The following is a 26,258-nucleotide window of genomic DNA, read 5'->3' as shown; positions in this document are numbered from 1 at the left end:
GGCGCTGGTCACCTGTGAAGTCTCGCATAGCCCCCGACATCCCCCCAAAGAGGACAGGCATCCATTTCTCTTGGGAAAGGTGCCTTTTTCAGAGGATGGTGACGGAATCCCCCACGGTGATCCTGCCGGGGGCGTCCGGGATCAGGTTGATGCCGAACCAGACCTTGCCGTCCCACTTGCGGTGGCGGGACAACGTCCTGATGGGCTCCTTGCCCTTGGTGTACGTCGCGGTGTCGATCGTGGTCAGCACGCAGCGGTCGCAGCCCTTGGTCACCCGGAAGGCGACCGCGCCGATGCGCAGCCGCCGCCACTCGTCCTCGGCGAACGGCCGCTCCGCCCCGTCGATCACCACGCTGGGCCGGAAGCGGTGCATGGGCAGCGGGGCGGGGACCTCCTCGCCGCGTTCGGCCGCCGTCTCGGCGATCCAGTCGTTGAGCCGGCCGAGGGAGGCGGTCGTGGTCAGCAGCAGGGGGTAGCCGTCGGCCAGGCTCACCCGGTCGCCGGGCAGGCCGTACTCGGGGTTGACGGGACGGCGGGCCGGGTCGTCGAGCCAGGCCAGCCGCGCCGGGCGGCCGATCAGCTCCGACAACCAGCGCGCCGCGTCGTCGCCGCAGTCGGTGAGCTCGACGGGCGTGCGCCAGACGTCCACGGTGGTCATGGCGGACGTGGGGGTGACCCGCAGCGGGGGCGCGTGCGGGCCGGTCAGGGTGAGGGTGTCGCCGTCGAGCTGCGCCACGCAGGCCAGCAGCCTGGGGTGCTCGCGGGCGGTCAGCATGCCGCCCTGGCCGTCGGTCACCAGGTAACGCCGGTCGCCGGCCAGCCCCCACGGCTGCACCTCGGCCTCATGGACGTCGTGTCCGGCGGTGGACTTGACGGGATAGAAGTGGATGCTCGCCAGTTCCATGGCCAGGACCGTACCTCACGGCCTCGGGACGGCTTCGGCCCGGTGGGCCGCGGCGACCGGCTCCCGGCCCGGACGGGCCGACAGGGCCACCACGCCCAGGGCCGCCGCGCCGAGCACCGCGCCGATCCAGCCGACGGACGGGTATCCGGCGCCCGCCCCGATGGCCAGCCCGCCCAGCCACGGGCCGACGGTGATGCCGACGTTGAAGGCGCAGACGTTCATCGCGGCGGCCAGCGTGGGGGCGTCCTTGGCCAGGGTGAAGACGCGGGTGTTGAGCGTCGGGTTGGTGGCGAAGCCGAACCCGCCGAGCAGCAGGACCAGTGGCACGGCCAGCACCGCGACCGGCGCGGCCAGGGCCAGCAGGACCGAGGTCACGACCAGCCCGGCGATGCCCGCGTACAGGGTCGGGAAGGGGCGCGTGTCGGCGGTGCGCCCGCCGATCGTGATGCCGATCACCGCGCCGACGCCGTACAGCGCCAGGACGGCGGGCACCCAGGCGGCCCGCAGGCCGGTCGTGTCCACGAGCATCGCGCTCAGGTAGCTGAAGGAGACCAGCAGCCCGCCGGTCGCCAGGGCGGTGGTGGCGAAGGCGAGCCACAGCCGCGGGCTCAGCATCGAGCGCAGCTGCGCGGCGACGCCCGGCGCGGCCTCCCGCTCGGGACGGCCGCCGGGGATCGTGGCCAGCACGCCCAGGGCCGCCAGCGCCGACAGCGCGGCCACGGCCCAGAACGCGGCGCGCCAGCCGAGGTGCTGGCCGATGACCGTGCCCAGGGACAGCCCGACGACGGTGGCCACGGTCAGGCCGCCCGCCACGATGCTCATCGCCTTCCCCCTGGCGTTCGGCGGCACCAGGCCGACCGCCGTGGACGCCGCGACCGCCCAGAAGCCGGCGTAGACGAACGCGCCCGCCACGCGGGTGGCGAACAGCAGGCCGTAGCTGCTGGTCAGGGCCCCGGCCACGTGGGTCAGCGCGAAGACCGCCATGAACGTCAGCAGCGCCGTCCGGCGCGGCCAGCGCATGGTCACGACGGCCAGCACCGGCGCTCCCACCAGCATCCCGATCGCGAACGCCGAGATCAGCAGCCCCGCGTCGGGGACGGACACGCCGAGGTCGGCGGCCATCTCCGGCAGCAGTCCGGCCAGCATGAGCTCCGAGGTGCCCTGGGCGAAGATCGCCAGCCCCAGGATGAACACCGCCAACGGCATGAGAACTCCTCCAATTTTAGAACGGTCAGTACAAAATTCGGGCACGAAAGAAAGCCGAGGCGCAGGAAAGCTCAGAAAGTGGTCAGCGCCGTCGTCGCGATGGATTCGAGCACCGCCCGCCCGGCCCCGCCCCGGGCCGCGACGCGCAGGCCGCTGACCGTGGCCACGACGAAGTGCGCGAGCGCCAGGGCGTCCTTGCTCGCGTCGATCTCGCCGAGTGCCTGGCCGCGCTCGATCGCGCCGCGCAGCGCCTCCACCCGCCGCTGGCCGTCGCGGCGCAGCAGGACGGCGATCTCCGGATCGTGCGGAGCCAGCTCCACCAGGGCGTTGACCACCAGGCAGCCGGCCGGGTCGCCGGCCTCGGGGTCGACCGCCTGCCAGAGCACGGTCCTGATCTTCTCCACGGCGGGCAGATCGGAGGCCATCAGCTCGATCAGCGCGGACGTGCGCTCCTCCTGGTAGCGGCGCAGCGCCCGCTCGTAGAGGTCGCGCTTGTTCGCGAAGGTGTTGTAGATGCTGCTGCGGCCGAGGCCGGTGGCCTCGCACAGGTCCTGGGTCGAGGTGCCTTCGTAGCCCGCGTCCCAGAACGCGCGCATGGCGGCCTCGACGGCGCGGTCCTCCTCGAACGTCCGTGGTCGTGCCATGACAAGCACGCTAGCACGTTTTGGAATGGTCAGTGCAATATGGGTCAGGTGGTCTGGCGGAACGTGTCCAGGAACGTCTTGCGGACCTCGGCCTGGTCGTCCCACTTCAGCTCGGGCATGTCGAACGAGATCGTGAAGGCGGTCTTGTCGTCGAGCGTGACGTACCGGGTCAGGGCGTGCATCGGGACGCCGTCCTTGGAGGTGTAGGTGTACTCCCAGTCGGCGGCCTTCCAGCCACGGTAGTCGGTGGCCTGGAGCTGCACCTGGATGTAGCCCTCCACACCGCCGTCGGCCTCGCGCCGGCTCAGCTCGGCGAGCCCGTCGGCCTGCGGGGCGGCCTGCTCGACGACGATCCGCGAGCCGGAGTCCTTGGGGCCGGTGAAGGTGGCCGCGTCCCCCGAGGTGGCCGGCTTCCAGCCGTCCGGGACCGCCGCGGCGAAGCCGGGCGCCGTGTGCTCCTTGTAGCCGTCGGGCACCGGCGACGGCCCGGTCTTCCGCGGCGCCTGGCTGGTGGCGGCGGCCGTCTGCGTGCCGGGGGAGACCTGCGGCGCGCCGCCGGACAGGATGACCACGATCGCGCCGATCACCACGGCCACGCCCGCGACCGCGCCGGCGATCAGCAACGGCGTGGGCCGCCCGCCGCGCATCCAGGGGCCGTCGCCCTCCTGGACCCTGCGGCGGCTCGTGCCCGCCCGCGAAGGACCGCCGCGCGAGGGGCCGGTCCGGGTGGAGCCGGTGCGCGCCGCGCCGGTCCGGGTGGAGCCGGTGGCCGACAGGCCGGTGCGCGACCCGGCGCCGGAGCCGGGCAGGGTCGCCAGGCGGCTGTGGCTGAAGTCGTGCGACAGGTCGCGCGAGTGCTCGCGCAGTTCGTCGGCCGAGGCCAGCGGCCACGGCGCCGGGACGGCGGCCGCCCTGCTGTCCGTGGTCAGCGGCAGGATCGGCTGCGGCGCGGGCGCGACGGGCGCGCCAAGGTCGTCGAGGTCGTCGAGGTCCGCGGCGGGCCGTTCCATCCGGTGCGGGCCGGACGGGCCGCCGAAGGCGTCGAAGCCGCCGGCCGGGGAGGGGAGCCGGTCGGTGCGATGGCTGCCCGACGGGCTCGACAGGCTGTCGTCGGGCGGCATCGCGTACCCGCCCGCCGGGCCGGCCAGCGGGTCGTACGGCACCCGCACCGGCCCGGAAGGGGTCTCCACGATGCGCGAGGGCATCGGCCCGGACGGGTGCTCCAGCGGCGGCAACATCCCGAGCGGGGTCTGGCCCGACTCGGCCGGCAGCGTCTCGGGCGGGCGCGGACGGGTCGATCCGTGGGCGCGCAGCACCGCCTCCAGCAGGTCGGCGACCTGCTCGGCGGTGAGCCGCTCGGCCGGGTTCTTGCGCAGCAGGCCCTCGATCACCGGCAGCAGCGAGCCGGCCCGCTGCGGCCTGATCGGCTCCTGGGTGAGCACCGCGCCCAGCACCGCGATCGCGTCCGGCCCTTCGTACGGCGGCCGCCCCTCCACGGCCGCGTACAGGGTCGCGCCGAAGGACCACAGGTCGGCCGGCTGCCCGATCGGCTGCCCGGACAGCCGCTCCGGCGGCACGTACGCGGGGGAGCCCATGAGCAGCCCGGTCTGCGTGATCGTCACGTCGCCCTCGATGGCGGCGATGCCGAAGTCGGTCAGCACCACGCGGTCGGAGGTCAGCAGCACGTTGCCCGGCTTGATGTCGCGGTGCAGGATGCCGGCCGCGTGCGCGTGCCGGAGCGCGTCGAGCACGCGGATGCCGATCTCGGCGGCCTGGATCACCGGCAGCGGGCCGCTCTGCCGCACGGCCTGCTCCAGCGACCAGGCGCGCACCAGCTCCATCACGATCCACGGCCGGCCGTCCTCCTCGACGACGTCGTGGACGGTGACGATGCCCGGATGCGTCAGCCGGGCCGCCGACCTGGCCTCGCGCAGCATGCGCCGGTGGGCCATCTGCTTGCCCGCCTGATCCAGCCCGTACGGCAGGATCAGCTCCTTGACCGCGACGTCCCGGTCGAGCAGCACGTCGTGGGCGTGCCACACCATGCCCATGCCGCCCCGGCCGACCGGCGACATCAACCGGTAACGCCTGCCGACCAGACGCCCCTGGCCCTGCGGGTCACCCCCCGGCGCACCCTGGTCCGGGCCGGGCCCGCCGAGCAAGCGGTCGGCTGCCATCTTGCCGCCCCCATTCAGCCTCATCCGTCACATCAGAGCGTGACCACTTCGTGCGGTGGATCGCCGTACGCGCCACCGTGCGCCATGCGCTACTTGCAGATTATGAGGTTCGCCACGATATCGGCGGAAAATCGGTAATGGAAGGCGAAGAGCCTTTACAGCCGCTCTGACCTGCAGATATACGGCTTTTCAAACTGATCACTTACTCAGCGGCGAGTGCGATCAAGGCGCCGGTGAACGCCTGTGCGGGCGGCTCCACCAGGCCCGCGCCGACCTGGCCGGTGCCCGCCACGCGCCCCGCGATGCCGGTGTTGACGACCGGCAGAATGCCCGTCCTGGCGACGAGCGTCACGTCGATGCCGACGGGCGTGCCGCGGAATCCGAGCCCGGGAATCTGGTACGCGGGATGCTCGGCGAGCGTGATCTCGTACATCGAGCGGGTCGCCCGCACCGCGTCGGCCACCTCGCCGCCGACGAAACGCACGATCGCGGGCGCGGCGGCCATCGCGAAGCCGCCCAGCCCGGAGGTCTCGGTGATCGTGGAGTCGCCGATGTCGGGGTTGGCGTCCTGGGGGCCGTACGCGCCGAGGTAGAGGCCGTCCGGCACCCCGGCCGGGCCGGTGAACCAGCGTCCGCCGAGCCCGGAGACCTGCACGCCGAAGTCGGTGCCGTTCCTGGCCATGGCCACGACCAGCGAGGAGCCGGGGATGTCGCGGGCGGCGTCCGTGCTCACCTTGCCCGCGGCCATGCCCGCGTTGAGGAAGAAGTGGTCGTTGCCGTTGACGAAGCGCAACACCTGCGCCGCCTGCGCGGGCGCGGCCTCCACGAGGGCCGGGGCCAGCTCGCGCAGCAGCAGCGAGGTGGCCGCGCGGTTGCGGTTGTGCAGCTCGTCGCCCATCTGCAGGGCCTGCGCGATCAGCGAGCGCAGGTCGATCGGGCCGGTACGGGCCAGCGTCGCGGCGAGGACCGGGCCGAGCACCTCGTCCATCCAGCGCAGCCGGTCGAGCACCTCCGGACCGTACGCGCCGTACCTGAGCACCTTGCCCAGGCCCTCGTTGAGCGAGCAGTAGGCGGTGCCGCCGTGCTCCTCGTCGCGTACCTCCAGCAGCCACATGGACGGGCTCACCACGCCCGCCATCGGGCCGACCATGGCGTGCTCGTGGCAGGGCCGCAGCGCGACCGCGCCCGCCGCCAGCCCGGCCGCGGCCTCGCGCTCGTCGCCCGCCAGGCCCTCCAGCAACATCGCGCCGATCAGCGCGCCGCGCATCGGGCCCGAGGCGCGGTCCCACTCGATCGGCGGCCCGGCGTGCAGGAACGTCCCCGCGGGCAGCACCTCGGCGGCCCGCCGCAGGCCCACCAGGTACGGCCGCGCGCCGGTCAGCCTGCGCACGGCCAGCTCGTTGGCGGCCGTCCTGCGCGGGTCGGCCAGCACCCTGGCCAGGGCGTCGGCGGTGCCGGGCAGCGGCGGCCGCCAGGCCACCGGCGTCGTCGGCACGGCCTGGGCCGCCAGCGCCTCGTCGAGCAGCCCCGCGCCGACGGTGATCACCTGCGGCGGCCCCGACAACAGGCTCACGACACCCTCCCGGCAAGGCGGCGAACGGCGAAGGAGGGCACGGCGGGCGGGGTCACAGGAGGCTCCGGGCGTGGCGGGCGGCCTCGGCGTTGGAGACGTGCACGGCCGCCCCGGCCTCGCGCAGCGCGGCGGCCTGCCGGTGCAGGTCCTGGGGATCGCCCGCGCTGCCGACCAGCGCCACCACGACGGTGGCCGGCGTACGGGCGACGGCCGGCGCCAGCGAGGCCGCCGGGTCGGGGTCGGCGGCGTGGCCGAGCACGACGTCCATGAGCACCACCTCGTCCGCCCCGGCCCGCGACAGGGCCTCCAGGCGCAGCGTCGGATCGATCATCGGATGCGCCCTGCCCCTGGTGTAGGCGTCGTCCCCGAAGTCGGTGAACTCGCCAGGCCCGGCCAGGACGGCGGCCTCCGCGCACAGCGTGCCGCCCGCGTACAGGCCCCTGACGCTCCGCGGCTCCCCGCGCAGCGCGCCCGGCCACGACGGCCACCCGGGCACGCCGCGGCCCAGCGCCCGCAGCGCCCGCCCGGCCGCCTCGGTGAGGTCGGTCTCCGGCAGCACCGCCTCCACCACCGGCGTGCGCAACCCGGCGGCCACCTCCCGGACGGCCTCCGCCACGCCCGGGCCGGGCGGCTTGCCGACCAGCACGATCAGCTCGGTGGCCGGATCGTCGTCGAGCAGCCGCAGGGCGCGCCTCGTGGCCAGCCCGCCGACCTCGGCCGACAGGTCCCTGCCCCCCACGCCGAGGATGTGGCTGACCCCGGCCTCCGCCCAGTCGAGCAGGCAGGACACCTGCTGGGCACCGGTGCCGGAGGCGGCGACCAGGCCGACCGGCCCGGGCCGCAGCACGTTGGCGAAGCCGAGCCCGACGCCCGCGATCGAGGCGGTGCCGCAGTCGGGCCCCATGACCAGGACGCCGCGCTCCTCGGCCAGCTCCTTGAGCCACCGCTCCTGGGCCAGGGGCACGCCGTCGCTGAAGATCATCACCGGCAGCCCGGCCGTGACGGCGTCGAAGGCCTCGCAGAAGGCGTGCTCGCCGGGCACGGACACCAGGACCAGGTCGGCCGGCGTCCTGGCGGCCGAGCGGGTGGTGAGCGGCGGCTGCTCCCCGGACACCGTGGTCGCGATGGTGGCGGCCCGCGCGGTCAGACGGGCGTCCAGCTCCTCGACGGCCCGCGCGGGGTCGGCGCCGCGCAGGGCGATGAGCAGGTCGCCGGGGCCCGCGGGCGGGGGCTCGAAGCCGAGGTCGCGGACGATGGCGAGGTTGAGCTCGGTGGCCATGGCCACCATCGCCACCTCCACACCCGGCATTTCGGTCAGCGCACGACTTATTCGCATCAAGGTGACGGAATCGTGGTACGTCCCTATTCTCAGCTGGATCAGGTCGTCGCTCACGGGCGGCCGCTCAACGCCCGGACCGAGGCCAGCCCGATCGAGATGCCCTGGGCGAGGTCGGCGCCCGAGGTGTGGCCGAGCCGGTGCAGGCGCCGCAGCGCCGGTTCCAGCGCCTGCCTGCCCGCGATGCCGCGCAGCACGCCGGTCACCTCCGGGCTGGCCTCGCCCCTGGCCGCGCAGTGCAGCAACGTCGCCGAGATCGGCGTCGTACGGGTGCGCGCGTCGTAGGTGACGGTCGCCGCCAGCCAGTCGGCCAGCCAGACCGCCCGCCGCGTGCCGGTCGCCGTGCCGAGGTGCCTCAGCGTCACCAGCAGCCCGGCCAGCACGTCGTCGCCGCTCGGCGTGAGCCCGGGACCGAGGCCCACGAGCCGTTCCGCCGCCGTCACCGCGCCCAGCAGCCGGGCCTGCGCGCAACTGCGCGCCAGCAGCTCGACCGCGTCGTTCCCGGCCAGGCCGGGCCGTCCGGGGCCGTCCAGGACGACGTCGGCCAGGCTCAGCGGATCGACCGGGCCGAGCGCCGGAGCCGGGTCCCACCAGCGGCGCACGCCGAGGCTCAGCGAGCCCAGCTCGATGCCGCGGTCGCCGACGGAGGCGTCGTCACCCACGGTGACCTTCGGCAGCGGCGTGGCCAGCAACACCGAGTTGGGCAGCCGGGCCGCCTCGCCGGTTATCAGGGCGATCACCGAAGGCTCGCAGTCGGTCCTGACCTCCAGGTATATCCCCGCGGAGAACGCCGCGAGCACCCGGGCCGGGCTGCGCGGCGCCTCCAGCACGGGACGCACGGCGGTGCTCGCCGCGCCCGTCACGCGGACCCGGGCACGCCGTGCATGAGTACTGACGGTCACCGAACCTCCCATCGGACCCTGGTCCTGACCGTAGAACGGCCGGAGAACCCTCCGTACGGAGAAATTTGCCAACAGTCAGCGGGAAGGTTGGCTCTTCCTGACAGACCGTCTGTGGAGTCACAATCACCACATGGAGCCCCCTGTGCGTCTGGCCAGCACCGGAACGATCATCCATGGCGTCTCGGTCGGAGAGGTGCTCGGCGTCTCGACCCTGGCCGAGGCCAGGCTGATCGCGGGGGAGAGCGGGCTCGGGCGCATCGTGCAGCGGCTCAACGTCATGGAGGTGCCCGACATCCTGGCCTGGGTCAAGCCGCACGAGCTGCTGCTGACCACCGGCTACCCGCTGCGCAACACGCCGCAGTCGCTCGGCCGCCTGGTCGCCGACCTGGACGAGCGCGGCCTGGCCGCCCTGGCCATCAAACTCGGCCGGTACGTGGACGAGCTGCCCGCCGAGATGACCGAACAGGCCGACCGGCTCGGCTTCCCCCTCATCCTGCTGCCCAACGACGTCGGCTTCGACGACATCCTCAACCAGGTGCTCACCGACATACTCAACCGCCAGGCCGCCGTGCTGGCCCGCGCCGAGGAGGCGCACCGGGCGCTGGTCCACGTGGTGCTGGCCGGCGGCGGGCTGAACGAGGTCGCCGCCGAGGTGGCCCAGCTCCTCGACGTGGCCGTGGCCGCCGTGGACGGCTCCGGCCAGGTCCTGGCCACCGCCGGGGCGGCCGAGCACGTCGCCGCCCTGCGCGAGTCGATCTCCCGCGAGGGGCCGCCGCCCGCGCGGGCCGCCGACGCGCCGGGCCGCGGCAGGACGTTCGCCTCGGCCCCCGTGCTGGCCGGCGGCCACCACCACGGCCGGATCGTCGCCTACAGCGCCACCGGCGCGATCAGGGACAGCGACATCGGCATCCTCGAACGCGCCGCCACCGTCGCCGCGCTGGTCGTGACCCGGCAGGAGGCGGTCAACGCGGTCGAGAGCAAGTACCGGGCCGACTTCCTGCGCGACGTGCTCACCGGCCGGGCCGGCACGCCCGAGCGGGTCGACGCCAGGGCCAGGGCGTTCGGCTGGGACCTGGCCCGGCCGGTGATCGTGCTGGTGGCCGAGCTCGACCCCGACGGCGACGAGCGCAGCGCCCAGGACCGGCTGGTGTCCTGCTGGACGGCGGCCGTGCGGCGGCACGACCCGCGCGGCGCGGTGGCCGGGTTCTCGCACGAGGTCGTCGCCGTCGTGGACGCCTCGCTCGACGCCGCCAGGGTGGCCAAGGACGCCGCCTCGGCGTTCGCCGACGTGCCGCCCGCGACGTTCTCGACCGGCACCTCGCGGCCGAGCCCGGGGGCCGGGACGCTGCCGGAGGCGTACGCGCAGGCGATGAAGGCGGCCCGGGTGGGCCGGCAGCTGCACGGGCCGGGCGCGGTCGCGCACTTCGACCAGCTCGGCGTCTACCGGCTGCTGTCGCTGGTGAACGACACCGGCGAGCTGCACGCGTTCGTCCGTGAGACGCTGGGCCCGCTGGCCTGGGACGAGGACGCCGAGAACGCCGACCTGCGGCGCACGCTGCAGGTGCTCCTGGAGACCAACCTCAACGTCGCCGAGACCGCCCGCCGGCTGCACTTCCACTACAACACGCTGCGCTACCGGATCGGGAAGCTGGAACGCCTGCTCGGCAACTTCACCGACGACCCCCACCTGCGGCTCAACCTCACCCTGGCCCTGCACGTGCTGCGCATGCGCGGCATCTAGGCTTGGGGCTCGTGGATCTGGATTTCGAACTGCGTTCCGAGTACATCCCGCTGTGCGACCTGCTGAAGTACTGCGGGGTCACCGAGACCGGCGGCATGGCCAAACACCTCATCGCCGAGGGCCTGGTCCAGGTCGACGGCGAGGTCGAGCTGCGGAAGACGGCGAAGATCCGTGCCGGCCAGGTGGTGAGCGGCGACGGGTTCACGATCCACGTGCAATAACGGCCCGCCGTATCCGGATGGTCGCGACACCCCTTATTGTGCTCTCCGACATACTTCGGAAGACGTCGCCGCTGGTCAGGCGGAAGATTGAGGTGGGTTCGCGGTGTTCGGGTGGAAGCTGCACGGCGACGGGAAACATCTGACGCCGGGAGAGGTCGTCAAGCCTGACGAGCGGCTCTCCTGGCCCCGGATGGTCGGCATCGGCGCCCAGCACGTCATCGCCATGTTCGGCGCGACGTTCGTGTTCCCGCTGGTCATGGGGCTCGACGCGAACCTGGCCGTGATGATGTCCGGCGTCGCGACGATCCTGTTCCTGCTCATCGTCAAGGGCAAGATCCCCAGCTACGTCGGGTCGAGCGCGTCCTTCGTGGGAGCCGTGGTGGCGATCAGGGCGGCCGGGGGCGGCGACGCGACCGTCACCGGCGCGCTGCTGGCCGTCGGCGTCGTGCTGGCCGGCTGCGGGCTGGCCATCCACCTGCTCGGCGTGCGGATCATCCACCGCGTCTTCCCGCCGATCGTCACCGGCGGCGTGGTGATGCTGATCGGCTTCGGCATGGCCTACGTCGCGGCCGACGTCTACTGGCCCAAGGACCCGTGGGTGGCGCTGCTCACCATGGCGGCCACGTTCGTGTTCATCGGCGTACTCAAGGGCTTCCTCGGCCGCATCGGCGTGCTGCTCGGCCTGGTCTTCGGGTTCGTGCTGTCGTGGGTCTGGGACGTGGTGGGCGGCAAGATCCTGGCCCCCGACGCCACCGGCAAGGTGACCGAGCACTTCCGCGTCAACCTCCAGGGCGTCGCCGACGCCGACTGGATAGGCCTGCCCTCGCTGCACGGGCCGGTGTTCGAGGTGTCGGCGATCGTGCTGGTGCTGCCGGTCGTGATCGCGCTCATCGCCGAGAACGTCGGCCACGTCAAGGCCGTCGGCGAGATGACCGGCGCGGACGTCGACGGCTACATGGGCCGCGCCATCATGGCCGACGGCGTCGGCACCGTGGTCGCCACCTCGGTCGGCGGCCCGGCCACCACCACGTACGCCGAGAACATCGGCGTCATGGCGGCCACCAAGGTCTACTCCACGGCCGCCTACTACATCGCCGCGGTCATCGCGATCCTGTTCGGCCTGTGCCCCAAGTTCGGCGCGCTCGTGGCCGCGACCCCCGACGGCGTGCTCGGCGGCGTCACGACCATCCTGTACGGCATGATCGGCCTGCTCGGCGCCCGCATCTGGATCGAGAACAAGGTGAACCTGTCCGACCCGGTCAACCTCGTCCCGGTGGGCGCCGGCATCATCATCGCCATCGGGCCGGTCGCGTTCCCGATCACCAGCACGTTCTCCCTCAGCGGCATCGCGCTCGGCACGATCGTGCTGCTCGTCGGCTACCACCTGCTGCGCGCCACGCGCCGCGAACCGGTGCCCGAAACAGGCCGATAACCCCCTCTCTGACCGGCCGGCGACTTCCCCGTACGGAGGTTCGCTCTGGTGACCGCGGGATATTTGGCAGATCATGCCCGTGTAGCCGCATCCCAGCGGTCCTAATGTGCCCGCAGAGGCACGGTCGCCGGCCCGGAAGAGAGGGCGCAGATGGTTTTCGGATGGACCAGACACGGTGACGGCAGGCATCTGGCGCCCGGCGAGGTGGTCAGGCCCGACGAGCGGCTGAGCTGGCCGCGCATGGTCGGCTTCGGCGCCCAGCACGTGATCGCGATGTTCGGCGCCACGTTCGTGTTCCCGCTGGTGATGGGGCTCGACCCGAACGTCGCCGTGATGATGTCCGGCGTCGCGACGATCATGTTCCTGCTGATCGTGAAGGGCAAGGTGCCCAGCTACCTGGGCACCAGCGCCTCGTTCGTCGGCGGCGTGCTCGCCATCAGGGCCGCCGTCGGCGCCGACCAGAGCATCGCCGACGCCGTCGTGACCGGCTCGATCCTGGTCGCCGGGCTCGTGCTGGCGCTGGCGGGGCTGGCCGTGCACGTGCTCGGCGTGCAGATCATCCACCGGGTCTTCCCGCCCGTCGTCACCGGCGCGGTGGTGATGCTCATCGGGTTCGGGCTGGCGTACGTGGTCGCGGACGTCTACTGGGGGCAGGACCAGTGGGTGGCGCTGGTCACGATGCTGGTGACGTTCGTGGTGATCGTGGCGTTCAAGGGGTTCGCCGGGCGCGTCGGGGTGCTCATCGGGCTGGTCACGGGGTTCGCGCTGTCCTGGGTGCTGGACCGGGCGGCCGGGCCGGTCACCTCCGTGCTGCCCGGCCAGAACCTGCGCGACGCCGCCGGCGCGGCCTGTCCGGCCGAGGGCACGTACTGCGTGGCCACGGCCTTCCCGCACGACCGGGTCAGCTTCGACGCCGTCGCCAAAGCCGACTGGTTCGGGCTGCCGGACTTCCACGCCCCCGACTTCCGGTTCTCCGCCGTGCTGCTCGTGCTGCCCGCGGTGATCGCGCTCATCGCCGAGAACGTCGGCCACGTCAAGGCCGTGGGCGAGATGACCGGCACCGACGTCGATCCCTACATCGGCCGGGCGATCATCGCCGACGGCGCCGCCACCGTCGTCACCAGCGCCGTCGGCGGCTCGCCCACCACCACCTACGCCGAGAACATCGGCGTCATGGCGGCCACCAAGGTCTACTCCACGGCCGCCTACTACATCGCCGGCCTGATCGCGATCCTGTTCGGCCTGTGCCCGAAGTTCGGGGCGCTGGTCGCCGCCACGCCGGGCGGCGTGCTCGGCGGCGTCACCGTCATCCTGTACGGCATGATCGGACTACTCGGCGCCAAGATCTGGATCGAGAACCGGGTGGATTTCGCCGACCCGGTGAACATGGTCCCGATCGGCGCGGGCATCATCCTGGCGATCGGACCGGTGACGCACATGATCGGCGGAGACTTCTCCCTGGAGGGCATCGCGCTCGGCACCGTCGTGGTGGTGGGCGGCTACCACCTGCTGCGCGTCATAGCCGGGCGCTCACCGGGACCGGCCCCGAAACCGGCCGGGGGCGAGGCCGGGTGAAGCCGCCGCCGTTCACCCACCACGCCCCCCGCGACCTCGGCGCGGCGCTGCGGACGCTCGCCGAGGTGGACGGCAAGGTGCTGGCCGGCGGCCAGAGCCTGATCCCCATGCTGAACATGCGGCTGGCCGCGCCCGAGCACATCGTCGACATCAACCGCCTGACCGCCCTGGACACCGTGGAGGCGGGCGGCGACGGCGTACGGGTGGGCGCGCTGGCCCGGCACTCGCGGGTGGCCCGGTCCGGCGCGCACCCGCTGCTGACGAAGGCGCTGCGGCTGGTCGCCCACCCCGTGATCCGCAACCGGGGCACGGTCGTCGGGAGCCTGGTGCACGCCGATCCCGCCGCCGAGCTGCCGGCGGTGCTGGCCGTCCTGGGCGGCTCGGTGCGGCTGGCCCGCTGGACCGCCGCCGGCGTCGCCGAGCGGGACGTGCCGGCGCGCGAGTTCTTCGTCGGGCCCATGGAGTCCGGCGTCCGGCCGGACGAGCTGGCCGTGTCTGCCTACTTCCCGGCGCTCGGCGGGCGCGCCGGGACGGCGTTCGAGGAGGTGTCCCGGCGGCACGGCGACTACGCCCTGGCCGGCGTCTGCGCCGTGGTCACGTTCGACGACGACCTGCGCGTCGCCGCGGCCAGGGTCGCCTGCGTCGGCGTGGGCCCGGTGCCCGTCCTGATGGACGTGACCGGCGAGTGCGGCCACCGGCCGGCCGCGAGCGTCGACTGGCCCACCGTCGCGCGGGCCGTGCGGGAGGGGACCGACCCCGAAGGGGACATCCACGCCACCGCCGCCTACCGCCGGCACCTGGTGGGCGTGCTGGCCGAACGGGCGCTGCGCGAGGCGGCACGGGAGGGGACGGCGACCGGTGGAACATGAGATCACGCTGACCGTGAACGGCACGGCCCGGCGGGTCACCGTCCCCGGACGCCGCCTGCTGTCCGACTGCCTGCGCCACGACCTCGGCCTGACCGGCACGCACGTCGGCTGCGAGCACGGCGTCTGCGGCTGCTGCACGGTGCTGCTCGACGGCGAGCCGGTCCGGTCGTGCCTGACCTTCGCGGTCACCGTGGACGGGCACGAGATCACCACCGTCGAGGGCCTGGCCGGCCCGGACGGGCTCTCCCCGGTGCAGCGGGCCTTCGCCGAGTGCCACGGCCTGCAGTGCGGCTTCTGCACCCCGGGCTTCCTGTGCACGGTGACCGCCCTGCTGGCCGACAACCCGGCCCCCACGCACGAGGAGGTGCTCGAAGGCGTGTCCGGCAACCTGTGCCGGTGCACCGGCTACCAGAACATCGTCAAGGCCGTCCACCGCGCCGCCGAACTGCTGGCGGAGGAGTCATGAGCTTGCTGGGGGAGTCATGACGACCAGGATGTTCGGCGAGCCGGTGCAGCGGCGGGAGGACCCGCGGCTGCTCACCGGCCAGGGCCGCTTCCTCGACGACCTGGGCCGCGACGCGCTCGCCGCCGCGTTCGTCCGGTCACCCCACGCCCACGCCCGCGTCGGCGACATCGACGTGTCCGCCGCGCTCGACGTGCCCGGCCTGGTCGCGATCTACACCTGGGAGGACCTGCCCGAGCGGGTGGGCCGGCCGCTGCCGCTGCTGATCCCGCACCCGGCGCTCACCCACGGGCGCACGGCGTACCCGCTGGCCAGGGAGGTCGTCCGGCACGTCGGCGAGCCCGTGGTCATGGTCGTGGCCGCCGACCGGTACGCCGCCGAGGACGCCTGCGCGCTCATCGAGGTCGCCTACGAGCCGCTCAAGCCGGTCGTCGGCCTGGCCGAGGCGGTGCAGGGCGCCCAGCTCGTGCACGAGGACGTGCCGGGGAACGTGGGGGCGCACCTCGTCCAGGAGGTGCCGGGGGCCGACGGCAGGGGCGCGCGCGAGGCCGTCGAGGGCGCGCCGCACACGCTGGCCTTCCGGCTCGACATCGAGCGCAGCGCCAGCATGCCGCTGGAGGGACGCGGCGTGCACGCCCGCTGGGACGGCCGCGACCTGCGCGTCCACTCCAGCACCCAGACCTCCACCAGCGTGCGCATGGCCGTCGCCGCCGCGCTCGGGCTTCCGCTGCCGCAGGTCGAGGTGATCGCCCCGGACGTCGGCGGCGGCTTCGGCGTCAAGATCGTGCACCCGTGGCCGGAGGAGATCCTGGTGCCGTGGGCCGCGATGACGCTCGGCCGCGAGATCAAGTGGACCGAGGACCGCAGGGAACACTTCATCTCCTCCGCGCACGAACGCGCCCAGATCCACCACGTACGCGTCGGCTTCGACGACGACGGCCGCGTCCTGGGCCTGGACGTGACGATCCTGCACGACCACGGCGCCTACACGCCGTACGGGATCATCGTGCCCATCGTCACCTCCACGCAGTTGCTGGGGCCGTACAAGCCGGGGGCCTACCGGGTCGAGTTCACCGCGGTCTACACCAACACCGTGCAGGTCACGCCGTACCGGGGGGCCGGTCGGCCGCAGGGCGTGTTCTGCATGGAGCGGACCATGGACAAGATCGCCCGCTACCTGGGCAAGGACCGCACGCAGGTGCGCGCGGCCAACTTCATCCGGCCCGAGGAGTTCCCCTACGACCAGGGGATGACGTTCCAGGACGGCCGCCCGCTCATCTACGACAGCGGGAACTACCCGGAGATGCTCCGCATGCTCAAGGAGCTGATCGGCTGGGACTCCTTCGAGCGGCGTCCCGGCCGGGGGATCGGCATCGGCTGCTACGTCGAGGGCACGGGCGTCGGCCCGTACGAGGGCGGGCACGTGCAGATCACCTCCGACGGCCGGGTGCACGTCTCGACCGGCCTGACCTCCCAGGGGCAGGGTCACGAGACCGCCTTCGCCCAGATCGCCGCCGCCGAGCTGGGCGTGCCCATCGACCGCGTCAGCGTGGTCACCGGTGACACCCGCAGGTTCGGGTACGCGGTGGGCACCTTCGCCTCCCGCGCCGCCGTCGTCAGCGGCAACGCCATCGCCCTGGCCTGCCGGAAGGTCAAGGAGAAGGCGCTGCGCATCGCGGCCGACGCCCTGGAGGCCGACCCGGCCGACCTGGAGATCGACGACGGCATGGTGCACGTCGTGGGCGCGCCGACCGCCGCGATCCCGCTCTCGACGGTGGCGGTGCTGGCCAACCCGCTGCGCTACGCCTTCGACGAGGAGACGGCCAGGGCGACCCAGTTCTCCGGCGCGGCCGACCCGGCCCGCCCGCCGGTGGCCGAGGGCGACGAGCCGGGCCTGGAGGGGCGCGAGTTCTACTCGCCGATCAGGTCCACGTTCGCCTCCGGCATGCACGCGGCGATCGTCGAGACCGACCCCGACACCGCCGAGATCAGGGTCGTCAGGTACGCCGTCGTGCACGACTGCGGCCGGCTGATCAACCCGATGATCGTGGAGGGCCAGATCCACGGGGGAGTGGCCCAGGGCATCGGCGGCGCCCTGTACGAGCGCATGGAGTACGACGTCCACGGCCAGCTCGTCAACGCCTCGTTCATGGACTTCCTCATGCCGTACGCCACCGAGATCCCGCCGATCGAGACCGCCCACCTGGAGACGCCCTCGCCGCTCAACCCGCTCGGCATCAAGGGCGCGGGCGAGGCCGGCGTGATCCCGGTGTCGGCGGTCATCGCCTCGGCGATCGAGGACGCCGAGGGCATCGAGATCGACCGCATGCCCATCTCGCCGTCGGACCTGTTCGAGCTGCGTATGCGATGATCGGCGCCATGCTCGCTCCCGGCGCCGGCCTGACCCGCTTCCCCGACCTGCCCGACGACGTGCGCACGATCGACCTGGCCTGGAACGAGATCACGCACGTGCCCGCCCAGGTGGCCGGGCTGGCCGCGCTGGAGGAGCTGCGGCTCGACGGCAACCGGCTGCGCGAGCTGCCCGGCCTGTCCGGCCTGACCGCGCTGCGCGCCCTGCACCTCGACGGCAACGAGCTGAGCGAGGTCCCCGACTGCCCGCCCGGCCTGGAGACCCTCTTCCTCTACGGCAACCGGATCGAGCGCCTGCCCGGCGACCTCGCACCGCGCCTGCGCCAGCTCGCGCTCGGCGGCAACCGGCTGACGTCCGTGCCCGCCGGGCTGTGGAAGCTGACCGCGCTGGAATCACTCAACCTCGCCGAGAACGCCCTCACCGAGATCCCCGCCGACATCGGCGGCCTGACCCGGCTGCGCATGCTCGACCTCGGCCACAACCGGCTCGCCTCGATCCCGCCCGAGGTCGGCGACCTGCCGCTCACCGACTACCTCTACCTGAGCGACAACGGCTTCACCGACGTCCCGGCCGCGCTCGGCCGGCTCGACCGGCTGGCCTACCTCAACCTCACCGACAACCGGCTGACCGGGCTCCCGGACGCGCTCGGGTCGATGGCGTCACTGGTGGAGCTGCGCCTGTACAACAACCGGCTGGAGGCGCTGCCCGAGACCGTCGGCGGGCTCGGCCGGCTGCGCGAGCTGCACCTGCAGGGCAACCGGCTGACCCGGCTGCCCGCCGCCCTCGCGGCGCTGACCGAGCTGCGCGTGCTCGACCTGCGCGACAACCATCTGAGCGAGCTGCCCGCGCTGCCGTCCGGCCTCACCCATCTCGACCTGCGCAACAACCGGCTGCGCGAGCTGCCCGCCGCGGTCGCCGAGCTGACCGGCCTGCGCAAGCTCGACCTGCGCTGGAACAAGCTCTACGACGACCCGCCGGTGCTCGATCTGCTGCGCGCCCGGGGCTGCGTCGTCCTGCGCTGAAGCGGCACTCGACCGGCGCTCAACCGGCACTCAACCGGTGCTGAACCGGCGCGGGCGGCCGTGCGTATCTCCGCACATGACGACACTTCCACGTCTGGCCGTCCTCGCGCTGCTGGCCGGGCTGGTCGCCGCCTGCTCCGCCGGCGGCGGCTCCGGCGGCCCGGCGGCGGCCGGCCAGAACGCCGCGCGGGCGGCGGCGCCCCAGACGGTCGAGCAGCTCGCCGCCAGGGTCGGCTGCAAGCCGCGCATGCAGGTCGACGCCGCCGAGATCCGTACGGGCTACTGCCGGACCGCCGACGGCCAGTTCTTCGTCACGACGTTCGCCAGCCAGTCCGGCAAGGACGCCTGGATGGACGCCGCCCCCGAGTACAACCCGCACCTGGTCGGCAACCTGTGGACGGTGCTGTCCAGCCGCAAGGTGCTGGAGCTGCTGAAGGAGCGGCTCGGCGGCGACCTGCACCTGAAGGACCACCGCACGAACCAGATGCGCACGGTCGGCTGAGACGCCCTACGCCGCCGCGAGCATGACCCGCTTGCGGAACACCCAGTACGTCCAGCCCTGGTAGACCAGCACGAACGGCAGCGTGATCAGCCCGATCCAGCTCAGCATCGTCAGCGTGTACGGCCCCGAGGCGGCCGCCGCCAGGGTCAGCCCGGGCAGCGGCGCGAGGCGCAGCTCCATGAAGACCGCCAGCGTGGCCAGCACGATGCCCGCGGCGGTCGCGCCGAACGCCCAGCCCTCCCTGCGCCGCCAGATCAGCGCCGCCGCGGCGGCCAGCGCGGCCATGGCGGCCAGCGCGGGCAGCGAGCCCAGGTTGGACAGGGCCAGCACGGCCACCGGGATGGCCACCGCCGCGGCGGCCATGGCGGCGGTCCTGGCCCGGCGGCGCACCGGGCCGGTGGTGCGCAGCGCGAGGAAGACCGCGCCGTGCAGCACGCAGAGCGTCAGCGTGAACGCGCCGCCGAGCAGGGCCGCCGGGCCGCTGTCGAACAGCACGTCGGCGAAGATCGCGCCCCACAGGAACGCCGGGAGGCCGCTGCCGACCAGGATGCCGAGGTCGCACCAGATCGGGTTGGCGACCTTGCCGCGCCATTCCAGCCCGACGCCGCGCACGATCAGGCCGACCAGGATGAGCGTGACGGGCAGGTAGAACGCGCTGAACAGGCCGGAGTACCAGGCGGGGAAGGCGGCGAACATGGCGCCGACCGCCGTGATCAGCCACACCTCGTTGCCGTCCCAGACGGGGCCGATGGTCTGCAGGCTCTGGCGCTGCTCGGCGGCGTTCCTGCTCAGCAGCGGCGCCAGCAGGCCCACGCCGAAGTCGAAGCCTTCCAGGACGAAGTACCCGGTCCAGAGGAAGGCGATGATGACGAACCACAGGTTGATCATGGTCTGGTCCCTCTAGTACATCAGCGACGGTTCGAGCGTCTGCGCCTCGGGAGCGGGCTGCCGCTCCTCGACGCCCTTGCGCACGTGCCTGGCCAGCAGGACGACCTCGGCCACGGCCAGGCCGCCGTACAGGAGTGTGAAGACGGTCAGCGAGATGGCGACCTCGGCCAGGGTCACGCCGGGCGAGACGCTTGAGGCGGTCAGCAGCTCGCCGGCGACCGTCCAGGGCTGCCGGCCGATCTCGCTCAGCAGCCAGCCCGCGATCACCGCCGCGAACGGCAGCGGCAGCGCGAGCAGCAGCGCCCGCGCCAGCCAGGACGGCACCTCGCGCCTGCGCCGGGTCAGCCAGAGGCCGAGCAGCGCGAGCCCCGCGGTGGCCATGCCGAACACGATCATCACGCGGAACGACCAGAACACGATCGTCGGGTCGGGCCGGTAGTCGCCGGGGCCGAACTGCTGCTCGAAGCGCTTCTGCAGGTCCTCGGTGCCCTGGACGGTGGCGCCGAAGTCGTTGGTGGCCAGGAAGCTGAGCACCTTGGGGATCTCGATGCCGGGCGCCAGGGAGAAGGCCGCGCCCGCGGTGTCGCGTTCCAGGCCCTCGGCCGCGGCCAGCTTCATGGGCTGCTGCTCGTACATGAGCTTGGCCGACATGTCGCCGGTGCCCGCGACGACCGCCCCCGCGATCGCCGTCATGACCAGCGCGCCACGGGCGGCGCTGCGCCACATCGGCGCGCGCGTCCGCAGCAGCCCGTAGCCGCTCACCGCCAGCACGAACCCGCCCGCCACGATGAACGCGGCCCCGATGACGTGCGGCACCTGCGCGACCGCCGTGGAGTTGGTCAGCACGGCCCACAGGTCGGTCATCCTGGCCTTGCCGTCCACGACCTCGTAGCCGACCGGGTGCTTCATCCAGGCGTTGGCCGCGAGGATGAAGTAGGCCGACAGGTTGGAGCCGATGGCGGCGGCCCAGATGCTGGCCAGGTGTGCCTTCTTGGGCAGCCGGTCCCAGCCGAAGATCCACAGGCCGAGGAACGTGGACTCCATGAAGAAGGCCAGCAGCGCCTCCATGGCCAGCGGCGCGCCGAAGACGTCACCGACGAACGTGGAGTACTCACTCCAGTTCATGCCGAACTGGAATTCCTGCACGATGCCGGTCACCACACCCATGGCGAAGTTGATCAGGAACAGCTTCCCGAAGAACTTCGTGAGCTTGAGGTAGTGCTCCTTGCCCGTGCGGTGCCAGGCCGTCTGCAGGCCCGCGACGAAGACGCCCAGACCGATGGTCAGGGGCACGAACAAGAAGTGGCACACGGTGGTGACCCCGAACTGCCACCGTGCCAGGTCAAGCGCGTCCATCAATCCCCACCCGCTCATAGCTCTACAAGCTGTAGTACTTCTATCTGTAGTAGTACTACAGGCCGTAGAGCAACGCGATGCGACGTTGGTCACATCCCCCGGTTCTGCCTACTTTTCGAGGATCCCGTACGGGTACGTCCCGGCGCGTCACCCGCCGGGCGGATTGCGCACTACCCCGCCCGGCGGACCTCGCCTGAGGCGTCGAGGTAGGCCTGCAGATTGCCCAGCTCGAAGCCGCGCCGCTTGATCTTGTCGATCAGCACCCGGAAGTCGGCCGCCAGGTTGGGCCGGAAGTGCAGCAGCAGGATGTCGCCCGGACGCAGGCGTTTGTCGGGCACCTGATAGGCGATCTTGCCGCCCGGCTGGACGGTGGCCGTCCACAGCAGCACGGCCTTCACCCCGCACCGCCGGGCGGCCCGCAGCGTGTCGGTGTTGTAGCTGCCGAACGGCGGCCGGAACAACGCCGGCCGGGTCCCGATCTCCTTGCCGACCACCTGCGCCGCGCCGCAGATCTCGCGGCGCTGCCCGTCGAGGGGCAGGCGGCGCAGGTCGGGATGGGTCAGGGTGTGGTTCTCGACGGGCACGTGGACGTCGCGGAGCTGCCGGAAGTAGCCCCACTTGCCGGCGCCCACGTAGCGGCCGGGGCCGCCCGCCGGGTCGGGGCTGCCCTTGGCCTCGACCGCGTCGCGCATGGCGAAGGCGGTGATGGGCACGCGCCGGTCGCGTACCAGCTTGACGAAGCCGGGGTCCTGCTCCCAGCCGTCGTCGATGGTCAGGAAGACGACCTTGCGCCTGGTGGGGATCGAGCTGATCACCGGGGGCAGGCCGTTCTCCCCCTTGATCGGACCCACCTCGCCGGCCCGCGGCAGCGCCCCCGGCGAGCCCTGCGGCGTGGGCCGGGACGTGGTCCCTCCGGTCGCGGACGGCTTCGCCGACGGCCCGGCCACGACCCCGCCGGTGTCGCCATCGGTGCCGCCGGTGGCACACCCGGCGGCCAGCGCCACCAGAACCCCGGCGAGCACGGCCGGCCCCAGCCCGCCACGCCCGGCCCCGCCCCTGACCGTTCCACGCCCCCAGCACATGGAGCACCATCTTGCCAGCCCTGATCCCCACGATGATCCGCACGACGCGTCGCCCGACTGGCAGGTCTTGCCCTTAACCAGCCGGTCGCCGGTGCCTAGAGTGGCCGCATGAAGGTGGCGGGCAGCGCCGTGATCGGCGTACAGCGAGATCGAGTGTGGGCCGCGCTCCAGGACCCGGCGGTGCTCGTGCGCACCATCCCGGGCTGCGAGCGCCTGGAGGAGACCGGGCCGGACACCTACAGGATGACGGTCAACGCGGGCGTGGCGTCCATCAAGGGCGTCTACCAGGGGGAGGTCGCGCTGGCCGAGCCGCGCGCGCCCGAGAGCTTCACGCTGCGGGCGCGCGGCCAGGGCGCGCCGGGCACGGTCGAGGCCACCGTCCTGGTACGGCTGAGCGAGATCGACGGCGGCACCCGGGTGGACTACGACGCCGACGCGGTGATCGGCGGGATGATCGGCGGCGTCGGGCAGCGCATGCTCGGCTCGGTCGCCAAACGCACGGCGGGCGAGTTCTTCTCCGCCGTCGAGGGCCACCTCAGCGCCCCGCCCCCGCCCCCGGCTCCGGCTCCGGCGACCCCGGCCGCCCCGGAGGCCGCCCAGGCTGCCCAGGCCGCCCCGGCGGTCTACGAACGGCCGCCCGCGCGGCACGCCGAGACCCGCCCGTGGGCGCTGCTGGCCGCCTTCGGCATGGGCGCGGCCGCCGCGCTCGCCGGCGTCGCCGTGGGCCGGCTGCTCGGCCGCGACACGAGTGGCCGGCGCGGCTGAGGGACGCGCCACGACGACCCTCGCGGAAAAGGATCTCCAGGCGTAGCGTGGCGGTATGCGGCAGGCACACGCTGAAGACGCACGGAACGAAGCCAGGCGCATCGTACGCGACCTGCTGGGGGAGGAGCGCCCCACCGCCGAGTCCCTGGTCGCCGAGGTGCGGCCGGTGTTCGGCGACCAGCGGACCGACCGCGTGCTCGGGCTCGCGCTCGGCGCGTCGCTCACCCGCCGATCGGCCGAACTGGCCGCCATCGCCGCGCTCCTCGTCGGCACCCGCGAGCTGGGCGCCGGCTGGTGGACGCGGCCCAGGGGCGGCAAGCTGCCGCCGCCCGACGACGTGCTGCGCACGGCCCTCGCGATCGAGCCGTGGACCGACCTGACCGCGCTGGAGATGCTGGCCGCCTGGATCGCCGACGACGCCGCCGACCAGATCTGGGGCCGGCCCGTCGCCGAGGTCGACCTCAACTCCTGGCAGGCCGAGGACCGCTTCGAGCTGCCGCCGGGGGTCGGGCCGGGCCAGCGGCTGGTGGTGCACTTCGACGCGGGCGGCCGGCTCGACGCGGTCGTCGCCCGCCGTCCCGACGACGCGCTGGGGTCCAACCTCGACTTCCAGTCGCTGCGTTACTCCAGGCCCGCCGAGGCCCAGTGGAGCTGGGGAGTGGCCGCCGGGCTCGGGCCCCACCGGCTGCCCGGTGAGAAGCCCGACCCGTACGCCCGCGAGATCCCGGCCGCCGCCGCGGGCGTGCTGCGGGCCTGGGCCGTCCGCCACGGCGTCACCCGCGAGGAGCTGGGCGAGCGCTGGGGGACGGTCGGCGACGTGGTGGCCGCCATCGAGCGGGTCGACTGGATGTGGCGCAGCGGCGAGTGGTTCGGCTGGTGGCGCGGCGCGTCCGCCCTGGTGGACGACTCGGCCTACCTGCCCTACCGGCTGGAGGAGCTGGCTGCCGGCTGACCCGCGGCCGGCGGAATCGTCGTGCGGGCCGCGTGGTTGTCGCCGGTGTGAAAGTCGAGATTTTCTCCGATGTCGTGTGCCCCTGGTGTTACATCGGGCACGTCAGGTTCGCCCGCGCCGCCGAGCGTTTCCGTGCCAAGGGCGGCACGATCGAGGTGACCATGCGCCCGTTCCAGCTCAATCCCGACGCCCCCGTCGAGGGTGAGCCGCTGATCCCGGCCCTTGAGCGCAAGTTCGGGCCGGGCGCGCGGCAGATGACCGAGCGGGTCAGGGCCGTCGCCGTCGAAGAGGGCCTGGAGATGGACTACGAGCGGGCCGTCAACACCAACACTTTCGAGGCCCACCGGCTCATCGACGCCGCCACCGCCCAGGGGCTCGGCGAGGAGATGGCCGAGCGGCTGTTCCGCGCGTACTTCGGCGAGGGCGCGAACGTCGGCGACCCCGGCGTGCTGAGCCGCCTGGCCGGCGAGGTCGGCGTCCAGGACACCGGCCAGAGCGCCGAGCAGGTGCGCGAGCAGCTCGCCAGGGCCGGCGCGCTGGGCGTCAGCGGAGTGCCGCTGTTCCTGTTCGAGGGCAAGTTCGCGGTGTCGGGCGCGCAGCCGGAGGACGCCTTCGCCGCGGCGATCGACGAGGTCGCCGAGCGTACCGGCCAGACGCCGATCACCCAGCTCGCCCCGCCGGCCGACGGTTGCGACGACGACGGCTACTGCGCGGTCTGAACGGTCCCGCCCGCGGCGGTGCGACAATCGGAAGGTGTCGAGCCGCCGCCTTGGTTACCTGCTCAAGCATGCCGCGCTGCGCCTGGCCGAGTTCACCGGCCCGGCGCTCGCGCCCTACGGGATCGACGGGCGGGAGCTCGGGGTGCTGTCGGTGATCGACGCCCCCGAGCCGCTGTCGCAGCAGGAGGCGGCCCAGCGGCTCGGCATCGACCGCACGACGATGGTCGCCATGGTCGACGCGCTGGAGGGCAAGCAGCTGGTGGCGCGGCGGCCGCATCCGGGCGACCGCCGCAAGAACGCGGTCGAGCTGACCGAGCGCGGCCGCGAGACCGTGCGCCTCGCGGTGCCGGCCGTGGAGGAGGCCGAGCGCGCCTTCCTGTCCGCCCTGCCGGAGCACGACCGACGCCTGTTCCACGACGCCCTCGACCGGCTGGTGTGAGCCACCCGGCTCAGGTCGCAGCCAGGCGGGTCAGGCCGGGGCGCCGCCCTCGCCGAGCTGGCCGGAGCGGTGGTGGCGGCGGCACAGCACCTGGTAGCGCACCGGCGAGGCGTCGGTGTCGCCGATCACGACCTGTTCGCCCGTCCGCGCCAGCACCCCGCCCACCACGCGCGCGTTGAGCTGCCCGGGGCGTCCGCACCAGCACAACACCTCGACCTGCAGCCGGCACACCTCGTCGGCCAGCTCGAACAGCCGCTGCGCGCCGGGGAACATGACCGATCTGAAGTCGGAGGCCAGCCCGAAGGCGTAGACGTCGATGCCGTGCTCGTCCACCAGGTCGGCGAGCTGCTCGATCTGCTCGACCGTGTAGAAGCAGGCCTCGTCGCAGATCAGGTAGTCGATGCGCTCGTGCGAGGTGACCAGGCCGACCAGGTCGAGGGAGTCCTCCACCTCGATCGCCTCCAGGCCCAGCCCGATCCGGCTGGTGACCTTCGGGCCGCCGGAGCGGTCGTGCTTGGTCAGGACGAGTCCCCGCCGCCCCTGGCGGCCGTGGTTGTAGTTCATCTGGAGCGCCAGAGTGGACTTCCCGCAGTCCATGGGGCCGAAGTAGAACTTCAGCACGGCGTCCCGGGCTCCGGATGGCACGGCTGACAAGGCAGACAGTTCGGTCACAGGAGGCCAGCTTAGCGGCTTGGCTTGTTCCATGACCTCGTGGGACATTTCTCCCCTGGACTATCAGGAGGAACTGTGGTCACCGACAATCCACCGACGCTCGACGCGATGCTGACACAGGACGACGTGACGGCCGCCCAGGCCGACGCCACCCGATGGCGGTACGGCTTCCTGGTCGTCGTGGCGGGCATCGTCGCGATCCTGATCGCCTTCGGCGCCGCGGTGTTCGCCACCAAGGAGTTCGCCGCGCTGTTCGCGGGCGTGGCCGGGGTGGTGGGCACGATCATGGGCGCCTACTTCGGCGTGCAGGCGGGCCAGTCGGGGAAGGCCAGAGTCGAGGCCGAACTGGCAAAATCCCAAGAGCTGGTGGTGCGCCTGGCGGCCTACGTCGGCACCCAGAACGCGCCCCGGGTCATCGACGAAGTTCTCGGCCGTCGCCGAAGCTGA

25 protein-coding genes are annotated in these 26,258 nt (G+C 72.9%); 14 read left to right on the top strand and 11 right to left on the bottom strand.

Going from position 1 to position 26,258, the window contains the following annotated elements; genetic code table 11:
• Positions 1-88: 88 nt before the first annotated feature.
• The 7 genes from AB0J71_RS13205 to AB0J71_RS13175 all read right to left on the bottom strand — a co-directional run bounded on the left by AB0J71_RS13205 (position 89) and on the right by AB0J71_RS13175 (position 8,742).
• On the bottom strand, positions 89-904 hold the full coding sequence (locus AB0J71_RS13205; RefSeq protein ID WP_352322358.1) for an MOSC N-terminal beta barrel domain-containing protein: 816 nt from the start codon (positions 902-904) through the stop codon (positions 89-91).
• 15 nt (positions 905-919) lie between these two features.
• Positions 920-2,110 (bottom strand): Cmx/CmrA family chloramphenicol efflux MFS transporter, encoded by a 1,191-nt coding sequence (locus AB0J71_RS13200; RefSeq protein WP_364414211.1) that lies wholly within the window; start codon positions 2,108-2,110, stop codon positions 920-922.
• 71 nt (positions 2,111-2,181) lie between these two features.
• Positions 2,182-2,754, bottom strand: coding sequence for a TetR/AcrR family transcriptional regulator (locus tag AB0J71_RS13195; protein WP_364414209.1), 573 nt, complete (start codon positions 2,752-2,754; stop codon positions 2,182-2,184).
• 44 nt (positions 2,755-2,798) lie between these two features.
• The gene (locus AB0J71_RS13190) at positions 2,799-4,931 is read right to left on the bottom strand and encodes a protein kinase (protein ID WP_364414207.1); all 2,133 of its coding nucleotides are present in this window, start codon (positions 4,929-4,931) and stop codon (positions 2,799-2,801) included.
• Between the two features lie 202 nt (positions 4,932-5,133).
• A complete protein-coding gene (locus AB0J71_RS13185; RefSeq protein ID WP_364414205.1) occupies positions 5,134-6,504 on the bottom strand; it encodes a DUF1116 domain-containing protein in 1,371 nt (456 codons plus the stop codon).
• Positions 6,505-6,556: 52 nt separating this feature from the next.
• A complete protein-coding gene (locus AB0J71_RS13180; RefSeq protein ID WP_364414203.1) occupies positions 6,557-7,813 on the bottom strand; it encodes an FdrA family protein in 1,257 nt (418 codons plus the stop codon).
• Positions 7,814-7,893: 80 nt separating this feature from the next.
• A complete protein-coding gene (locus AB0J71_RS13175; protein WP_352322369.1) occupies positions 7,894-8,742 on the bottom strand; it encodes a DUF2877 domain-containing protein in 849 nt (282 codons plus the stop codon).
• 130 nt (positions 8,743-8,872) lie between these two features.
• On the opposite strand from AB0J71_RS13175, the gene AB0J71_RS13170 reads away from it, so the two are divergent.
• The 9 genes from AB0J71_RS13170 (at position 8,873) to AB0J71_RS13130 (ending at position 18,938) form a co-directional block, all read left to right on the top strand.
• On the top strand, positions 8,873-10,483 hold the full coding sequence (locus AB0J71_RS13170) for a PucR family transcriptional regulator ligand-binding domain-containing protein (RefSeq protein WP_352322371.1): 1,611 nt from the start codon (positions 8,873-8,875) through the stop codon (positions 10,481-10,483).
• Positions 10,484-10,494: 11 nt separating this feature from the next.
• A complete protein-coding gene (locus AB0J71_RS13165) occupies positions 10,495-10,704 on the top strand; it encodes an RNA-binding S4 domain-containing protein (RefSeq protein ID WP_352322372.1) in 210 nt (69 codons plus the stop codon).
• Positions 10,705-10,807: 103 nt separating this feature from the next.
• The gene (locus AB0J71_RS13160; RefSeq protein WP_364414201.1) at positions 10,808-12,136 is read left to right on the top strand and encodes a solute carrier family 23 protein; all 1,329 of its coding nucleotides are present in this window, start codon (positions 10,808-10,810) and stop codon (positions 12,134-12,136) included.
• Positions 12,137-12,286: 150 nt separating this feature from the next.
• Positions 12,287-13,711 (top strand): solute carrier family 23 protein, encoded by a 1,425-nt coding sequence (locus AB0J71_RS13155; RefSeq protein WP_364414199.1) that lies wholly within the window; start codon positions 12,287-12,289, stop codon positions 13,709-13,711.
• Positions 13,708-14,580 carry an FAD binding domain-containing protein gene (locus tag AB0J71_RS13150; RefSeq protein WP_364414197.1) on the top strand — a complete coding sequence of 291 codons (873 nt, stop codon included), beginning with the start codon at positions 13,708-13,710 and terminating at the stop codon, positions 14,578-14,580. The genes AB0J71_RS13155 and AB0J71_RS13150 overlap by 4 nt, the downstream gene beginning before the upstream one ends.
• Entirely contained in the window at positions 14,570-15,046 is a 477-nt protein-coding gene (locus AB0J71_RS13145) for a (2Fe-2S)-binding protein (protein ID WP_352322380.1), read from the top strand. The genes AB0J71_RS13150 and AB0J71_RS13145 overlap by 11 nt, the downstream gene beginning before the upstream one ends.
• A 16-nt stretch (positions 15,047-15,062) precedes the next feature.
• Positions 15,063-17,414: an aerobic carbon-monoxide dehydrogenase large subunit gene (gene cutA / locus AB0J71_RS13140; RefSeq protein ID WP_364414195.1), complete on the top strand. Its 2,352-nt coding sequence runs from the start codon at positions 15,063-15,065 to the stop codon at positions 17,412-17,414.
• 8 nt (positions 17,415-17,422) lie between these two features.
• Positions 17,423-18,436, top strand: coding sequence for a leucine-rich repeat domain-containing protein (locus tag AB0J71_RS13135; protein ID WP_364414193.1), 1,014 nt, complete (start codon positions 17,423-17,425; stop codon positions 18,434-18,436).
• Positions 18,437-18,512: 76 nt separating this feature from the next.
• A complete protein-coding gene (locus AB0J71_RS13130; RefSeq protein ID WP_364414191.1) occupies positions 18,513-18,938 on the top strand; it encodes a hypothetical protein in 426 nt (141 codons plus the stop codon).
• A 6-nt stretch (positions 18,939-18,944) separates the two neighbouring features.
• Here the strand turns inward: AB0J71_RS13130 and cydB are convergent, their stop codons facing one another.
• The 3 genes from cydB to AB0J71_RS13115 all read right to left on the bottom strand — a co-directional run bounded on the left by cydB (position 18,945) and on the right by AB0J71_RS13115 (position 22,264).
• Entirely contained in the window at positions 18,945-19,826 is an 882-nt protein-coding gene (gene cydB, locus AB0J71_RS13125; RefSeq protein ID WP_352322388.1) for a cytochrome d ubiquinol oxidase subunit II, read from the bottom strand.
• A gap of 12 nt (positions 19,827-19,838) precedes the next feature.
• Positions 19,839-21,182 carry a cytochrome ubiquinol oxidase subunit I gene (locus AB0J71_RS13120; protein ID WP_364414189.1) on the bottom strand — a complete coding sequence of 448 codons (1,344 nt, stop codon included), beginning with the start codon at positions 21,180-21,182 and terminating at the stop codon, positions 19,839-19,841.
• 170 nt (positions 21,183-21,352) lie between these two features.
• Positions 21,353-22,264 carry a polysaccharide deacetylase family protein gene (locus AB0J71_RS13115; RefSeq protein WP_352322391.1) on the bottom strand — a complete coding sequence of 304 codons (912 nt, stop codon included), beginning with the start codon at positions 22,262-22,264 and terminating at the stop codon, positions 21,353-21,355.
• A gap of 108 nt (positions 22,265-22,372) precedes the next feature.
• Here AB0J71_RS13115 and AB0J71_RS13110 point away from each other — a divergent pair, with 108 nt between their 5' ends.
• From AB0J71_RS13110 to AB0J71_RS13095, 4 genes are read left to right on the top strand one after another with little or no spacing between them, the layout of a single operon-like run.
• Positions 22,373-23,029 (top strand): carbon monoxide dehydrogenase subunit G, encoded by a 657-nt coding sequence (locus AB0J71_RS13110; protein ID WP_364414187.1) that lies wholly within the window; start codon positions 22,373-22,375, stop codon positions 23,027-23,029.
• Positions 23,030-23,084: 55 nt separating this feature from the next.
• Positions 23,085-23,981, top strand: a complete 897-nt coding sequence (locus tag AB0J71_RS13105) for a hypothetical protein (RefSeq protein ID WP_352322395.1) — start codon at positions 23,085-23,087, stop codon at positions 23,979-23,981.
• A 47-nt stretch (positions 23,982-24,028) separates the two neighbouring features.
• Complete coding sequence (locus AB0J71_RS13100) at positions 24,029-24,700, top strand: DsbA family oxidoreductase (RefSeq protein ID WP_364414185.1); 672 nt, start codon at positions 24,029-24,031, stop codon at positions 24,698-24,700.
• A 34-nt stretch (positions 24,701-24,734) separates the two neighbouring features.
• Positions 24,735-25,139 carry a MarR family transcriptional regulator gene (locus AB0J71_RS13095; RefSeq protein ID WP_352322398.1) on the top strand — a complete coding sequence of 135 codons (405 nt, stop codon included), beginning with the start codon at positions 24,735-24,737 and terminating at the stop codon, positions 25,137-25,139.
• 30 nt (positions 25,140-25,169) lie between these two features.
• Here AB0J71_RS13095 and AB0J71_RS13090 read toward each other — a convergent pair whose 3' ends face one another.
• Positions 25,170-25,784, bottom strand: a complete 615-nt coding sequence (locus AB0J71_RS13090) for a thymidine kinase (RefSeq protein WP_352322400.1) — start codon at positions 25,782-25,784, stop codon at positions 25,170-25,172.
• Between the two features lie 135 nt (positions 25,785-25,919).
• Here AB0J71_RS13090 and AB0J71_RS13085 point away from each other — a divergent pair, with 135 nt between their 5' ends.
• Positions 25,920-26,258, top strand: coding sequence for a hypothetical protein (locus tag AB0J71_RS13085; protein ID WP_352363898.1), 339 nt, complete (start codon positions 25,920-25,922; stop codon positions 26,256-26,258).

The sequence above is a fragment of the Nonomuraea sp. NPDC049637 genome (assembly GCF_040675235.1).
GTDB lineage: Bacteria > Actinomycetota > Actinomycetes > Streptosporangiales > Streptosporangiaceae > Nonomuraea.
Note: the sequence above shows the minus strand (reverse complement) of the source record. Positions and strands in the feature narration are given on the sequence as shown.

Bases quoted from the DNA above. Each gene is read 5' to 3' on its own strand.
- AB0J71_RS13195 (WP_364414209.1), bottom strand. From the start codon at position 2,754: ATGGCACGACCACGGACGTTCGAGGAGGACCGCGCCGTCGAGGCCGCC.
- AB0J71_RS13180 (WP_364414203.1), bottom strand. From the start codon at position 7,813: ATGCCGGGTGTGGAGGTGGCGATGGTGGCCATGGCCACCGAGCTCAAC.
- AB0J71_RS13170 (WP_352322371.1), top strand. From the start codon at position 8,873: ATGGAGCCCCCTGTGCGTCTGGCCAGCACCGGAACGATCATCCATGGC.
- cydB (WP_352322388.1), bottom strand. From the start codon at position 19,826: ATGATCAACCTGTGGTTCGTCATCATCGCCTTCCTCTGGACCGGGTAC.
- AB0J71_RS13190 (WP_364414207.1), bottom strand. From the start codon at position 4,931: ATGGCAGCCGACCGCTTGCTCGGCGGGCCCGGCCCGGACCAGGGTGCG.
- AB0J71_RS13120 (WP_364414189.1), bottom strand. From the start codon at position 21,182: ATGGACGCGCTTGACCTGGCACGGTGGCAGTTCGGGGTCACCACCGTG.
- AB0J71_RS13135 (WP_364414193.1), top strand. From the start codon at position 17,423: ATGCTCGCTCCCGGCGCCGGCCTGACCCGCTTCCCCGACCTGCCCGAC.
- AB0J71_RS13200 (WP_364414211.1), bottom strand. From the start codon at position 2,110: ATGCCGTTGGCGGTGTTCATCCTGGGGCTGGCGATCTTCGCCCAGGGC.
- AB0J71_RS13155 (WP_364414199.1), top strand. From the start codon at position 12,287: ATGGTTTTCGGATGGACCAGACACGGTGACGGCAGGCATCTGGCGCCC.
- AB0J71_RS13110 (WP_364414187.1), top strand. From the start codon at position 22,373: ATGAAGGTGGCGGGCAGCGCCGTGATCGGCGTACAGCGAGATCGAGTG.
- AB0J71_RS13115 (WP_352322391.1), bottom strand. From the start codon at position 22,264: ATGTGCTGGGGGCGTGGAACGGTCAGGGGCGGGGCCGGGCGTGGCGGG.
- AB0J71_RS13105 (WP_352322395.1), top strand. From the start codon at position 23,085: ATGCGGCAGGCACACGCTGAAGACGCACGGAACGAAGCCAGGCGCATC.
- AB0J71_RS13205 (WP_352322358.1), bottom strand. From the start codon at position 904: ATGGAACTGGCGAGCATCCACTTCTATCCCGTCAAGTCCACCGCCGGA.
- AB0J71_RS13085 (WP_352363898.1), top strand. From the start codon at position 25,920: ATGCTGACACAGGACGACGTGACGGCCGCCCAGGCCGACGCCACCCGA.
- cutA (WP_364414195.1), top strand. From the start codon at position 15,063: ATGACGACCAGGATGTTCGGCGAGCCGGTGCAGCGGCGGGAGGACCCG.
- AB0J71_RS13130 (WP_364414191.1), top strand. From the start codon at position 18,513: ATGACGACACTTCCACGTCTGGCCGTCCTCGCGCTGCTGGCCGGGCTG.